Genomic DNA, 13,760 nt, shown 5'->3' on the forward strand with positions numbered 1-13,760 from the left:
GGCGGGGCCGGTGGGAGGATGGGGGAGTGATGGGGACCCTGCTGCTCGGAGCGGCGCCGATCGGACGGCCCGAGGACGCGTCGCAGCGGCTGCGCGCGGCCCTCGCGGCCGCGCCGGTGATCGCCGCCGAGGACACCCGGCGGCTGCGCCGGCTGGCGGGCGACCTCGGGGTGGAGCTCACCGCGCGGCTCGTGTCCTACTACGACCAGAACGAGCGGACGCGGGCGGTCGAGCTGCTGGAGGAACTGCTGTCCGGACGGGACGTCCTGGTGATCACCGACGCGGGGATGCCGGGCGTGTCCGACCCTGGGTACCGGCTGGTGCGCGCGGCCGTCGCCGAGGGCGTGCCGGTGTCCGTCCTGCCCGGCCCGTCGGCCGTGACCACCGCGCTGGTCGTGTCGGGGCTGCCCACCGACCGGTTCTGCTTCGAGGGCTTCCCGCCGCGCAAGGCCGGCGAGCGGACGCGGCGGCTGGACGCGCTGGCCGCCGAGCCCCGCACGATGGTGTTCTTCGAGGCGCCCCACCGGCTGCCCGTGACCCTCGCCGCGATGGCGGCGGCGTTCGGCGCGGACCGTCCGGCCGCCGTGTGCCGGGAGCTGACCAAGACCTACGAGGAGGTCCGCCGGGGGCCGCTCGGCGACCTCGCCGAATGGGCGGCCGGCGGCGTGCGCGGCGAGATCACGGTGGTCGTCGGGGGAGCGCCGGAGCCCGCGGGATTGTCGGACCCGGCCGACCTGGCGGCGGCGGTCGCCGTCCGCGAGGCCGCCGGAACCCCCCGCAAGCAGGCGATCACGGAGATCGCCAAGGAGAACGGCATGCCGAAGCGGATCGTCTACGACGCGGTCGTCGCGGCCAGGAAATAGTCACTCCGCGGAAGCGGTCCAAACGGCTCGATCCGGGGAATAAGACGCCTAGTGGATTCGGCGGGGGTCACGCCGAGACTAGGGCGCTTCTCATGGAACTGGGTGGCGTCACCGGGGAGGTAAGGGCCATGCGCGATGCGTGGTCGAGCCACGAGGCATGGGTCTACGAGTGCCTGTGCTGTTCAACGATTTGGGACGAGCAGTTCGACGTCCGCCACATCGCCGACGGGCACGGCGGAGAGGCGACCGTGTACAAGCAGGACGGGCAGCGGTGCACGACCCCCTGGGTCGACCATGTCTGCCCCAACTGCCAGAGCCAGAACGTCAAGGCGTTCCCGGCCCCGCGGGCGAGACGCCCCGAGGTGCCGCAGGCCCGCGGCGGCACCGACGTCGCGCTGGTCTTCCACCTCCGCCACCTGCATGCGTGGTGAGAGGGAACGGTCAGGTCGCGCGCTGGCGCGGTGGGGTGCGGCTGTCGGGCAGGCGCTTGCTTGGCCGATTGGGACGGGCTCTAGGCCCGGCCGTTGCGGCGGAGTCTGGTGCCTGCTCGGCGGGTGAGGGTGGTCAGCGGGCGGCGGACCGCTGGAGTGAACGCCATTCCTGCGGCCAGGGCGGCCAGCGGGACGGCGGGCAGGACGTAGCGGTAGTCGAACTCGGCGGTCGCGGCCGGGGCCAGGAGCAGGCCGGTCGCCAGGGTCCACGGCAGCAGCGCCGCGCCTCCGAGGCGCCGCCACAGCGGGACGAGGCCGGCCAGGCCGATGAGCAGGATGCCGCCGAGCATCGTCCCGCGCAGGTAGACGTGGTCCTGGTAGCCGCGGATGACCCCGGCGAACGGCTCGACGATCTGGGTGCGGGCGTGGCCGCGCTCGTAGGCTTTCGCCTCGGCGGCGGCGACCGAGTCGCCGTCCATCCGCCACTCGGGCAGCGCCTTGCTGGTCTTGCGGAACTCGTACTGCACGTAGGTCGCCTCGTCGGGGAAGACCGTCCGCTTCCACCGGAAGACCCTGAAGAAGTCGTGCGCGACGACCTGCATGTAATCGACGGGCTGCGCCACGATGGCCCGCTTGGCGAAGTCGTTGCCGAGCCTGTTGTTCTCCGGGCTGAACCGCTTGCCGGTGTAACGGTTGAGCGGGGATTGGGGGTTCCAGATGCCGTCCTGGGAATTCGGCAGGCGGTTCACCGGCTCGGTGCACAGCGCGTACTCGCTCACCGGCAGATCGTGCATCTTGTGGCAGTCGGCGAACTTGTAGACCCGTGCGTACAGGAAGATGCCGTTGCTCTCGGTAATGGCGAACTTGCCGCTCTCGGCCTTGTACCAGCCCATGTAGGTCAGGACGGGAAGCGCGCACGCCACCAGCGTGATCGCCATCATCTTCCAGCCACTGCGCCGGACCAGCATGAACAGCAGCACGCCGAGCAGCACGGGCATGCCGACCGAGCGGGTCAGCCAGGCCAGCCCGATGATCAGGCCCACCGACGCGGCGATCTTCCAGGTCGGGCGGTCGCGCCAGAGCAGCAGCGTGACCGCGCACATCACGAGGAACGTGAACGTCGTGTCGGACAGGATGAGCGTCTCAAGCTGGATCTGGTAGGCGTCCAGCAGCACCGGCGCGGCGGCGAGCGCGGCGCCCCAGCCGGGCAGCCGGAACCGGCGGCGCAGCAGCGCGTAGATCATCACGCCCATCGCCAGGCCCATGAGGTGCTGGACGAGCACGACGAGCGCGAAGCTGTGGAACGGCCTCAGCGCGAGCAGCAGGAACGAGTAGCCGTCCGGGCGCAGCGGGTGCGGGTACGGCTCCATCGCGACGTGCAGGTAGTCGAAGCTGTCGTTGAAGAACATCGCCGGCTGGTAGCCGATCATCGCGATCAGCCGGAGCAGCGCCGCTGTGGCAATGATCACAGCGAAGGTGGGGTGGCGGCGCACCAGCGCCCAGAGCCCGGACGCGCGTCCCTGCCGTCCCGAGTCGGGGTCGGGCGACGGCTCGTCCTTGTCAGGATCCGTGCCGAGTTCGGCGTCGAGCTCCGCTTCGAGTTCGGCGTCGAGTTCGGCGTCCAGGCCCGGATCGAGGCCCGTGTCCGGTCCGGCGCCGGCCCAGGGGCCGGTGGCGGAATCCATGCCCGTCTTCGTGCCGCCGGGCGTGTCGCGGACGGGCGTGACCAGGGCCGTCTCCGCTCCGGCCCCGTCGCGCGCGGTCTGTCCGGGCACGTCCTCGCCGGGCGTGCTTTCGTCGAGCATGGTGCCGTGCGGCGAATCGCCCGCCACTACCGCACCTCCCCTTCGCTGTCCGGCCCCCGGTCCGGTGGCACTGCCTTTTCCGGCGCGCGTCACAGCCGACCCAACCTTTCCGGGCCGCCGTGCCCGTATGCTTGACGTCCTAGCCTGCCGCCCGAGACCGTGGCGGAGATGGTTTTTGGGTTGCAAGTGCGCAACACGATACGGGTGCTCTTGTTGAGAGCGGCCAGCATCTCTCGTTCCCGGCAGGCATCATGAACGACGACGGGCCGCCGAGCGGAACATGACGAGATTAGTCGAAAATACCGCAGACGGTCACCAGGGGTAACGAAGGAGATCGCGTGGAACTCTCCGTAGTGATGCCATGTCTGAACGAGGCCGAAACGGTCGAGACCTGCGTCCGCAAGACCATCGGCTTCTTTGAGGACAGCGGCATCGACGGCGAGGTCATCATCGCCGACAACGGCAGCACCGACGGCAGCCAGCAGCTGGCGAGGGACGCCGGGGCGCGCGTCGTGCCGGTGATCGACAAGGGATACGGCAACGCCCTCATGGGCGGCATCCGCGCGGCGCGCGGCCGTTACGTGGCCATGGGCGACGCCGACGACTCCTACGACTTCACCACCCTCGGCCCGTTCCTGGACGAGCTGCGCGCAGGAGCCGACCTCGTCATGGGCAACCGGTTCAAGGGCGGGATCGCGCCGGGCGCCATGCCGCCGCTGCACCGCTACCTCGGCAACCCGGTGCTGAGCTTCGTCGGCCGGCTGTTCTTCCGCAGCAAGATCGGCGACTTCCACTGCGGGCTGCGGGCCTTCAACAAGGAGTCGATCCTGCGGCTCGGCCTGCAGACCGGCGGCATGGAGTTCGCCAGCGAGATGGTCGTCAAGGCGACCCTGCAGAAGTACGACATCCGCGAGGTCCCGACCACGCTGTCGCCGGACGGGCGGACCCGCGCCCCCCACCTGAACACCTGGCGGGACGGTTGGCGCCATCTGCGCTTCCTCCTGCTCTACAGCCCGCGGTGGCTGTTCCTCATCCCCGGTCTCGTCTTCATGACACTCGGCCTGGTCGCGGGGGTCGCGCTGTCGACCGGCCCGGTCACCGTCGGCGAGATCGCCTTCGACGTCGACACCCTCGTCGGCGCCTCGGCCGCGATGATCATCGGCTTCCAGGCGGTGCTGTTCGCGCTGCTCACCAAGGTCTACGCGATGCAGGAGGGGTTCCTGCCGCACGACCGGCGGGTGCAGAAGGTCATCGACTGGTGGAGCCTGGAGCGCGGCGTGCTGCTCGGCGGGCTCCTCGCGGTCGCCGGCCTCGCGGGCCTCATCGCCTCGCTCCTGCACTGGCGGGTCAACAGCTTCGGCGAGCTCGACCCGCGGCACTCGCTGCGCATCGTCGTCCCGTCGGCCACCGCGCTGGTGATGAGCCTCCAGGCCATCTTCGCCTCGCTGTTCGTGAGCATCCTCGGCATCCGCCGCCGCCAGCACCCGCCGCTCACCGACGCGGCCGACGAGGCCGCGGGCGTCGTCGACGCCGCCGCCGAGAAGGTCGCGGACGAGCGCAAGGCCGGTGCCGTCAAGCCCGCCGAGCCCGCCGACGCCATGGAGGGCGAGAGCGCGGGCAAGGGCGAGAGCTGAGCCCGTCCAGCGGAAACCCTTGTCGAGCCTCCGGGAGAGCGTTCCCCGGGGGCTCGGCGTTTTCCGAGAACTTGCTGAGCGTTTCCGGGCCCTGGACGATGCCCCGCCCGGACTGTGACAGGCTTGCACGGCGATGGATCTTCCTCCCTTGACCGACCCTGGTCGGCGCGCCGGACGACGATGAGCACCGAGGCCGCGCCCCTGGCCGTCGCGCGCAGCCCGGTCGCGCCGGCCGCCGAGGGCACCCCGCCCACCGTCCCCCGGCGGCGCCGCTGGGCCTGGTTGTTCCTGCTGGGCTGGCTGGCGCAGGTCGCCGTGCGCCTCTGGCTCGCGTCCGGGCAGACGATGCCGGTGGCGACGCCGGACGAGGCGGGCTACCTGTTCGCCGCCCGCGTCCTGACCGGCGGCCCTGACGCGGACCTGTCCTGGGGCACCGTCTACCGGGGCGGCTACCCGCTGCTGCTGACCCCGGCGTTCTGGCTCGGGGACGATCCGGTGACCGTGTACCGGGGCGCCCTCGTCATCAACGCCATGATCAGCGCGGCGATGCTCCCGCTGGCCTACCTGCTGCTGCGCGGCCTGCGGGTGCGGCGGCGCTGGTCGTACCTGTTCGCGCACGTGACGGCGCTGCTGCCGGGGGTGCTGTTCTACTCCGAGTTCGTGCTGACCGACGCCGTCCTGCCGGTGGTGCTGCTCGGCTGGCTGCTGCTGATCCACGCGTGGCTCGCGGCCCCGAACCCGTCCGGCCCGTCGCGCCGCCGCGTGGCGCTGCACGGGGTGGGCGCGTCGCTGCTCATCGCGTTCGCCTACACCTCGCACACGCGGGGCGCGGTCTTCCTGGTCGTGCACGCCGGTCTGCTCGTGGTCGCGGTGGCGTGCCGGTGGCGGTCCTGGCGCGGCGCGGCCGTCTCCGCGTTCGCCTTCGCCGCGGCGACCGGCGCCGGGATGCTGCTCAACCGGTCGCTGCTGCCGCATCTCTACCCGGACGGCGACAACGACCTGAGCGGCAACCTCGTCCGGCGGCTCACCACCCAGGACGGGATGGGCTGGATGCTGTCGCTGGGGACGGGCCAGATCTGGTACCAGTCCGTCGCGACCGGCGGGCTCGCGGCGGTCGGCCTGGTCACCGTCGCGTTCGCGGCGGCGCGCCGGGGCACCCCGGCGCGTCCCCGCGTCCTCGCGCTCGCGCTGCTGGCGATCGTCGCGGGCATCGCGTTCGCCACGTCGGGGGCGCTGCCGGTCGAGTACCGCGTCGGCAACTACGTGTACGGCCGCTACCTGGCCTGCGTCACCCCGATCCTGTTCGCGGTCGGCGTCGCGGTGCTGCTGCGCGCCACGCGCCGGACGCTGCTGGTGGCCGTGGCGGCGGCGGTCGCGCTGACCCTCCTCACGGCGTGCGTCGTCCAGTGGTACGCGGGCGACCGGCTGAGCCGCTACACCTACACGCGCTACGACTTCCCCGAGACGTCGTTCCTCACCTGGGACTGGACGTCGTTCCACCTCTGGCGCGCGACGTGGGCGGGCCTGGCCCTGCTCGGCCTCGCCGTCCTCGCCTCGCTGCTGCGCCGCCTCGGCCCGCTGCTGCTGTCGGGCCTGCTCGCCGCCGTGGCGCTCGCGATGGTGGTGACGGCGACCGACAACATCGCCCGTCCGCTCGTCCGGGAGTCGACCGCGCACACCGACCTGCGGGGACGCGCCGACCTGGAGGGCACGCGGTCCGTCGCGCTCGACTGGAACGTCCCCTGGACGATCCGGCTCTCGCAGTTCTACTGGGCGTGGTGGAGCGAGGGCAGCGTCTTCAACGCCCGCGACGTCCGGCCGCCGCAGAACGTGGACATGGTGATCCTGGCCTGGCCGAAGAAGGTCCCGGCCGCGGCGACGTGGCCGGGCGGCGCGCCCGCCGGCTGGAGGATCGCCGACAGCCGCCGCACCGCCGAGGGCGACTGGGTGGCCTGGACCAGGTAGCGGCCCCGCCTACTTGGCGGCGTCGGGCGGCGGGTCCCAGAGTTGCAGGATGTTGTCGGACGAGCGCCACATGAGCCGCCACCCCCGCGCGGTGGACGGCCGCCAGCCGCCGGCGATCTCCAGCTCCTGGCCGCGCCACCGCGTGAACAGCATCGGCCCTTCGAGCGTGTTCCTCGGGACCTTCGGCAGGTAGTGCGGGAAGTCGCGGATCTCGCCGCGCCAGATCGGGTCGCCCCACATGTCGCGCGTGTAGAAGGTGAGGGTCTGCGCGAGCCGCCGGTCGGCGCAGATCAGCCGGATGTCGCCGTGCCCGGCCAGGTAGACGCGCAGCTCGTTCCACGCCGTGTCGCGCGGCAGGTCCGGGACGGCGCGGACGGCGGACACCGCGTACGTCCCGCCCAGCGCCACCGCCGGGACGACCACCGCCTGGACGCGCAGCCGGGACCGCAGCCCGTCCGGCACCATCCGGGCCATGAGGATCACCGAGCCGAACCCGCCCGCCATCAGCGCGGGCATCACCGCGAACCAGTAGCGCGGCAGCCAGGCCCGCAGCGAGATGTTGTTCGGGTCGAGGACGCCGGAGAACAGGGTCAGCGGCACGGCCAGGGTGAAGAACCACACCAGGACGAGCGCGAGCCGCCGGTCGCGGGTGACGGCCCAGCCGGCGAGGGTCAGCGCCAGCGCGGCCACGAAGATCATCCCGAGGGGGTGCCCGTCGTGCATCGCCCGGACGAACGAGCGGAGCGCGAGGCCGCGCGTCACGTAGTCGCGGGACTGCCCGCCGTGCTCGGCCGCCGACAGGATCCCGGCGAGCGGGTTGCGCCACACCAGGGCGTTGTGGACGAGGTTGACCACCAGGACCGCCAGCATCGGCGCGCCGACCGTGACGTTGCGCCGCCAAGGGATCCGCAGCAGCCGCAGGTACACCGGTATCGGCAGGAACAGGAACGCCAGGAACTCCCGGACGAGGAACGCCGAGGCGAGCAGCGCCCCGGCGGCCAGCAGCCACCGGGTCTGAACCCGTCCCGTCCGGCGGCCCGCGACGACCAGCGCCGCCATCCCGATCGCGAACAGCCCGGCGCCGGGCATGTCGGGCAGCATCACCCCCGACGACCAGGTGACGTCGTGGCCGAACGGGTTCGTCATCGTGAAGAACGGGTGGGCCAGCAGCGTCCCCGCCGACAGCAGGCCCGCCACGTCGCCGAACAGCGCCCGGACGACCAGGTACGTCCCGGTGAAGAACGCGACGCCGCCGAGCGCCGCGATGGCGAAGTAGGCCGCCTGCCCCGGGCCGAGGACCTCCTGGACGAGCCGCGCGGGCAGCACCAGCCCGACCCGGGTCACCTGGTGGGGGACCTCGTCGAACGGCCACACGGTGAGCGGGATGTCCGGCCAGTCGCGGGCGCCGAGCCACACGTAGTACGGGTCGAAGTACAGCGGCGGCGTCATGATCACCCATTGGGCGAGCACCGTGCACGCCGCGACGAGCAGGGCGAGCCACACGGCGCGCCGCGTCCGCCGGGCGCGCCCGAGGAGCCTGCCGGGCAGCCCGCCGAGGGGCCGCCGGGGCGGTTCCCCGGGGCCGGAGCCTGGTTCTGGTCGTTTGACGGCCGGCTCGCCGGCCGTGGTCTGGGCCATGCCTCGCTTCTGCCTTCGCCTTGATCGTCGTGCCGCTCGATCGCCGGACCAGGCTACTCGCGTCCCGGAGCGCCCGGAGTCGTCCGGGCGGGATCTCCAGCAACCTCGCAGGTGCCGCTCGCGGGAGGCCGATATCCGTGCGGTTCCGGGGACGGACGCGACTACCCTTGAATCCATGTCCTCGTCAAGCCGACACATCTTGACCGCGCCCGCCTGGCCGTACGCCAACGGGCCCCGTCACATCGGGCACGTCTCCGGATTCGCGCTGCCCGCCGACATGTTCAGCCGCTACCAGCGGATGGCGGGCAACAAGGTCCTGATGGTGAGCGGCACCGACGAGCACGGCACGCCGATCCAGGTGCAGGCCGACAAGGAGGGCGTGTCCGCCAAGGAGCTCGCCGACCGGTACAACGGCGTGATCGCCGAAGACCTGCTCGGCCTCGGCATGACGTACGACCTGTTCACCCGCACCACGACCCGCAACCACTACGCGGTCGTCCAGGAGATCTTCAAGGGCCTGTACGACAACGGCTACATCTTCCCCAAGACCACGATGGGCGCGATCTCGCCGTCCACGGGCCGGACGCTGCCCGACCGCTACATCGAGGGCACCTGCCCGATCTGCGGGTACGACGGCGCGCGCGGCGACCAGTGCGACAACTGCGGCAACCAGCTCGACCCGGTCGAGCTGATCAACCCGGTGAGCCGGATCAACGGGGAGACGCCGAAGTTCGTCGAGACCGAGCACTTCATGCTCGACCTGCCCGCCTTCACCGAGGTCCTCGGCCGCTACCTGCGCGGCAAGCAGGAGGGCGCGGTGGCGTGGCGGCCGAACGTGCTGAAGTTCGCGCTCAACCTGCTGGACGACATGCAGCCGCGCGCCATCAGCCGCGACCTCGACTGGGGCGTGCCGATCCCGCTGGACGGCTGGCGCGAGAACCCGGCGAAGAAGCTGTACGTGTGGTTCGACGCGGTCGTCGGCTACTTCTCCGCCTCGGTGGAGTGGGCGCGGCGCTCGGGCGACCCGGAGGCGTGGCGCGCCTGGTGGCAGGACCCGGACGCCCTGTCCTACTACTTCATGGGCAAGGACAACATCGTCTTCCACGCCGAGATCTGGCCGGCGATGCTGCTCGGCTACGGCGGCCAGGGCGACAAGGGCGGCACGCCGGGCTCGCTCGGCGCGCTGAACGTGCCGACCGAGGTCGTGTCGTCGGAGTTCCTGACGATGGAGGGCAAGAAGTTCTCCTCGTCCCGGCAGGTCGTCATCTACGTGAAGGACTTCCTGGAGCGCTATGACGTCGACGCGCTGCGCTACTACGTCGCAGTCGCCGGCCCGGAGAACCAGGACACCGACTTCACGTGGGCGGAGTTCGTCCGCCGCAACAACGACGAGCTGGTCGCCGCCTGGGGCAACCTGGTCAACCGCTCGGTGAACATGGCCGCGAAGAACTACGGCGCGATCCCCGCGCCCGGGGACCTCACCGACGCCGACCGGGCGCTCATGGAGCGCAGCCGCGCCGCGTTCAGCGCGGTCGGCGCCGAGCTCGAACGGTCCCGGTTCAAGAACGCGACCACCGCGGCGCTCGACGTCGTCCGCGACGCGAACAAGTACCTGTCCGACCAGGCGCCGTGGAAGCTCAAGGACGACCCGGCCCGCGTCCAGTCGATCCTGCACACCGCGCTGCAGGTCGTGGACGACGCGAAGACGCTGCTCACGCCGTTCCTGCCGAACTCGTCCCAGAAGGTGTACGAGATGCTCGGCGGCGACGGCGTGTGGAGCGGCATGCCGGAGCTGCGGACGGTCTCGGAGGAGGGCGGCCCCGACTACACGGTCCTGACCGGCGACTACGCCACCGAGGCCCGCTGGGAGTCGATCCCGATCAAGCCGGGCGTCCCGCTGGCGAAGCCGACGCCGCTGTTCACCAAGCTCGACAAGTCCGTGGTGGACGAGGAGCTCGCCCGCCTGGAGAAGCCGTGAGCGAGGACGGCAACGGGCAGGCGTCGCGGTCGTACCCGCCGCTTCCGGACCGCCTGCCCGTCGACGTGTTCGACAGCCACTGCCACCTCGACGTCGTCGGGACGCCGGTATCGGAGCAGCTCGCGTCCGCGAAGGCGGCGGGCGTCACCCGGATCGTCACGATCGGCTGTGATCTGCCGTCGTCGCGGTTCGCGGTGGACAGCGCCGGCGAGTTCGACGCCGTCTACGCGGGCGTGGCGATGCACCCGAACGAGACGACGGGGATCTCCGACGACGTCCTGAACGACATCGCGGGCCTGGCCGGGCACCCCAAGGTCCGCGCCATCGGCGAGACCGGCCTGGACTACTACCGCGACTGGGCGCCGAAGGACGACCAGCAGCGCTCGTTCCGCGGCCACATCGAGATCGCCAAGCGCACCGGCAAGGCGCTGGTCGTCCACGACCGCGACGCCCACGACGACGTGCTCCGCATCCTGCTGGAGGAGGGCGCGCCCGAGCGGGTCGTGTTCCACTGCTTCTCCGGCGACGCCGCGATGGCGGAGGTCTGCGCCGAGCGCGGCTACGTGATGAGCTTCGCCGGGAACGTGACGTTCAAGAACGCCGAGCCGCTCCGCGACGCCCTGCGCGCCGCGCCGCTCGACCTGCTGCTCGTGGAGACCGACGCGCCGTTCCTGACCCCGATCCCGCACCGCGGCAAGCCGAACGCCTCGTACCTGATCCCGCACACCGTCCGCGCGATGGCCGAGGTCAAGGGCGTGGACGTGGCGGAGCTGTGCACCGCTATCGCGGCGAACGGCGAGCGCGTCTTCGGCGCCTGGTGACCCCGGGCCGGTGACCCCGGGCGGGGTGACCCTGGGCCCGGTGACCCCGGGCCGGGTGGCGGCGGTCAGGTGACGGCGGTCTCGGCGTCGAGGTAGGCGGCGGCCTGGGTGAGGAACATCGCGGCGTACCGGCCGCGGCGCCCCATCAGCTGCTCGTGGGTGCCGTGCTCGACCACGGAGCCGCCGTCCAGCACGTAGATGCGGTCAGCGCCGCGCACCGACGAGAACCGGTGCGAGATCAGCAGCACGGTGCGTCCGGCGAACAGCTCCCGCATCCGGCCGAACAGCTCCTCCTCCGCCTGCGGGTCGAGCGCGGCGGTCGGCTCGTCCAGGATCACGAAGGGCGCGTCGCGGTAGAAGGCCCGCGCCAGCGCGAGCCGCTGCCACTGCCCGCCGGACAGGTCCTCGCCGTCCCGGAACTCCTTGCTGAGGACGGTCCCGTACCCGCGCGGGAGCCGCTCGACGAACGCATCGGCGCCCGCGCGGCGCGCCGACCCGGCGGCGCGGTCCGGGTCGGCGGCCTGCCCGGGGCGGCCGAACGCGATGTTGTCCAGGACGGGGAGCCGGTAGCGGACGAAGTCCTGGAACACCACCGCGGAGGTCTCGCGGAGCCGCGCCGGGTCGTCCACGGGGGCCCCGTTCAGCAGGAGGGTGCCCGACTCGGGCGGGTACAGGCCCGCGAGGATCTTGGCGAGCGTCGTCTTGCCCGAGCCGTTCCCGCCGACCAGCGCGATGATCTCGCCCTGGCGGAACGCGACGTCCACCCCGTTCAGGACGGGCGCCGCCGAGCCCGGGTAGCGGAACCGCAGGCCGCGCGCCTCCAGCGACGCGAACACCGCCGGACCCTCCCCGCCCGCCGGTGCCGCCGCGACGCTCGGCCCGGCGAAGGCCCGCAGGTCCTTGAGGTACAGGATCGAGTCGCCGACGTTGCCGAGGAGCCCGCCGACCATCTGCACGCGGGTCGACAGCAGCCACAGCCCGGTCAGGGCCGCCAGCGCGGTCGGCAGGTCGACGAGCCGCGCGTCCATCAGCCACCACACCGCGCCGATCACCGCGACGACCACCGCGTCCCCGGCGAGCCGCGCCACGGCCTTGCGGCGCAGGTGCCGGCGCTGCGTGCGGACGGTGCCGTCCACCTCCTCGGCGTACCGGCCGTGCCAGCGCTCGCGCAGCAGCGGCCCGAGCCCGAGGGCGCGCACCTCCTTGGCCTCGTCGCGGCCGGTCATGAGCCGTTCGAGGTACTGCCGGACCCGCCGGTTCTCGGCCAGGTCGTGGCTCAGCCCGTACGAGGCGTTGCGCTCGGCGTGCGCGGCGCGCAGCGTCGGCAGGGCGCTCACCGCCGCGAACGGCAGCAGCCACCACGCCATCGCCAGGAACGCGACGCTCACGGCCGCGCCGGTCAGCACCGCCTGCGCCACCGCCACCAGCGTCGTGATCACGACGACGGGCTGGCCGCGGGAGGCGAACACGGCCCGCTGGAGCCGGTCGTGGAACGCGGCGTCCTCGAAGTGGGGCAGCTCCGCGCGGGTGGCGGCCCCCAGCACCAGGTCGGTGACATGCCGGTCGAGCCGGACGGCGAGCACCCGCTGCCGCGCCGTCGCGGCGGCCCGCAGGATCCCGCCCACCGACCGGAGGGCGACCATCGCCGCGATCACCGGAATGATCCGTCCCGTCCCTCCGCCCGCGCCCGCCTGGCCGCGACCGAGCGTCACCGCGTCGCCCGCCAGCCCGCGCACCAGCAGCAGCACCCCCGCCACGCCGACGGCGGTGGCGAGCTGCACGCCGAGCACCACCAGCAGCGACCCCCGGTCCGCGCGCCACGCCAGCCGCAGCACGAAGACCGCGGATCCCATGACGTCACCGGCCCGGAGCCTGTTCGCCGGTCGGGGTGCGCTCATCGTCAGAACCGTCCCAGCCAGTCGCGGTGCTCGCGGGCGAGGGCCTCGTGGGTCTCCCGGTAGCGGAACTCGTGCCCTTCATGCGGCAGGAGCACGAGCCGCGCCCGCCCGCCCGCGGCGACGACCGCCCGGTACAGCCCGATCGTCTGCTCCGGGGGCGTCGCGGGGTTGCGGTCCTCGGCACCGTGGACGAGCAGCACCGGACGATCGATCCGGTCGGCGAAGCGGAGCGCGCTGAACGCGTCGTAGATGTCCGGGGCGTCCCAGTAGGTCCGCTTCTCGTAGTGGAAGCCGGTCGGGGTCAGGCTGCGGTTGTAGCAGCCGCTGCACGCGATGGCCGAGGCCAGGCCGGGGATGTGCGCCAGCGCGTACAGCGCGAGCGTGGCGGCGAAGCTGTGCCCGCCGACGACCACCGGCCCGTCCCAGCGCTTCCGGACGTCCTCGACGGCGTCGACGATCTGCCCGTGCAGCCCGCCCGGCGTCGCGTCGTCCCCCCAGCGCAGGGGAAGATCGAGCGTCGCGACGGGATGCCCCGCCTCCTCCAGATCGGTGGGCGCGGGACACGGCACCGGCTGCCCCGGCGCAAACGCCCGGATCCACAGCAGCAGCGGCCCACCGCCCACCGCCGCCGACGGCACCACGCTCACAGGCCATTCAGGAACTGGAGGCACCGAGCTCTCCGGACGGCGTGAGCCCATCAGCTGGGCCGCGCGCATCGGGTGGGGGG

General features: G+C 72.3%; 10 protein-coding genes. 6 read left to right on the forward strand and 4 right to left on the reverse strand.

Going from position 1 to position 13,760, the window contains the following annotated elements; translation table 11 throughout:
* The first annotated feature begins 29 nt into the window (after positions 1 to 29).
* Both rsmI and E1298_RS33875 read left to right on the forward strand, forming a co-directional pair.
* The gene (rsmI, locus tag E1298_RS33870) at positions 30 to 863 is read left to right on the forward strand and encodes a 16S rRNA (cytidine(1402)-2'-O)-methyltransferase (protein WP_131900609.1); all 834 of its coding nucleotides are present in this window, start codon (positions 30 to 32) and stop codon (positions 861 to 863) included.
* A 128-nt stretch (positions 864 to 991) separates the two neighbouring features.
* Positions 992 to 1,294: a hypothetical protein gene (locus tag E1298_RS33875; RefSeq protein ID WP_131900611.1), complete on the forward strand. Its 303-nt coding sequence runs from the start codon at positions 992 to 994 to the stop codon at positions 1,292 to 1,294.
* Between the two features lie 80 nt (positions 1,295 to 1,374).
* Here E1298_RS33875 and E1298_RS33880 read toward each other — a convergent pair whose 3' ends face one another.
* Positions 1,375 to 3,126 (reverse strand): hypothetical protein, encoded by a 1,752-nt coding sequence (locus E1298_RS33880; RefSeq protein WP_243725973.1) that lies wholly within the window; start codon positions 3,124 to 3,126, stop codon positions 1,375 to 1,377.
* 311 nt (positions 3,127 to 3,437) lie between these two features.
* On the opposite strand from E1298_RS33880, the gene E1298_RS33885 reads away from it, so the two are divergent.
* Together E1298_RS33885 and E1298_RS33890 are read left to right on the forward strand one after the other, a co-directional pair.
* On the forward strand, positions 3,438 to 4,733 hold the full coding sequence (locus E1298_RS33885) for a glycosyltransferase family 2 protein (protein WP_243725974.1): 1,296 nt from the start codon (positions 3,438 to 3,440) through the stop codon (positions 4,731 to 4,733).
* A 180-nt stretch (positions 4,734 to 4,913) separates the two neighbouring features.
* Positions 4,914 to 6,698: a hypothetical protein gene (locus E1298_RS33890; RefSeq protein WP_131900613.1), complete on the forward strand. Its 1,785-nt coding sequence runs from the start codon at positions 4,914 to 4,916 to the stop codon at positions 6,696 to 6,698.
* A gap of 9 nt (positions 6,699 to 6,707) precedes the next feature.
* Here E1298_RS33890 and E1298_RS33895 read toward each other — a convergent pair whose 3' ends face one another.
* A complete protein-coding gene (locus E1298_RS33895) occupies positions 6,708 to 8,336 on the reverse strand; it encodes a glycosyltransferase family 39 protein (protein WP_131900615.1) in 1,629 nt (542 codons plus the stop codon).
* Positions 8,337 to 8,511: 175 nt separating this feature from the next.
* Here E1298_RS33895 and metG point away from each other — a divergent pair, with 175 nt between their 5' ends.
* Both metG and E1298_RS33905 read left to right on the forward strand, forming a co-directional pair.
* Positions 8,512 to 10,314, forward strand: coding sequence for a methionine--tRNA ligase (gene metG, locus E1298_RS33900; RefSeq protein WP_131900617.1), 1,803 nt, complete (start codon positions 8,512 to 8,514; stop codon positions 10,312 to 10,314).
* Positions 10,311 to 11,135, forward strand: coding sequence for a TatD family hydrolase (locus E1298_RS33905; protein WP_131900619.1), 825 nt, complete (start codon positions 10,311 to 10,313; stop codon positions 11,133 to 11,135). The genes metG and E1298_RS33905 overlap by 4 nt, the downstream gene beginning before the upstream one ends.
* Before the next feature lie 65 nt (positions 11,136 to 11,200).
* On the opposite strand, the gene E1298_RS33910 is transcribed toward E1298_RS33905, so the two are convergent.
* Complete coding sequence (locus E1298_RS33910) at positions 11,201 to 13,033, reverse strand: ABC transporter ATP-binding protein (RefSeq protein ID WP_131900621.1); 1,833 nt, start codon at positions 13,031 to 13,033, stop codon at positions 11,201 to 11,203.
* Positions 13,034 to 13,035: 2 nt separating this feature from the next.
* Positions 13,036 to 13,760 (reverse strand): alpha/beta hydrolase family protein (locus tag E1298_RS33915; RefSeq protein ID WP_207944992.1); only part of this gene is annotated, 725 nt, incomplete at its 5' end.

Origin of the sequence: Actinomadura rubrisoli (assembly GCF_004349215.1) — a bacterium.
GTDB lineage: Bacteria > Actinomycetota > Actinomycetes > Streptosporangiales > Streptosporangiaceae > Spirillospora > Spirillospora rubrisoli.

Excerpts from the sequence above, each read along its gene's own strand:
- rsmI (WP_131900609.1), top strand. The coding sequence starts at position 30 with ATGGGGACCCTGCTGCTCGGAGCGGCGCCGATCGGACGGCCCGAGGAC.
- E1298_RS33875 (WP_131900611.1), top strand. The coding sequence starts at position 992 with ATGCGCGATGCGTGGTCGAGCCACGAGGCATGGGTCTACGAGTGCCTG.
- E1298_RS33890 (WP_131900613.1), top strand. The coding sequence starts at position 4,914 with ATGAGCACCGAGGCCGCGCCCCTGGCCGTCGCGCGCAGCCCGGTCGCG.
- E1298_RS33895 (WP_131900615.1), bottom strand. The coding sequence starts at position 8,336 with ATGGCCCAGACCACGGCCGGCGAGCCGGCCGTCAAACGACCAGAACCA.
- metG (WP_131900617.1), top strand. The coding sequence starts at position 8,512 with ATGTCCTCGTCAAGCCGACACATCTTGACCGCGCCCGCCTGGCCGTAC.
- E1298_RS33910 (WP_131900621.1), bottom strand. The coding sequence starts at position 13,033 with ATGAGCGCACCCCGACCGGCGAACAGGCTCCGGGCCGGTGACGTCATG.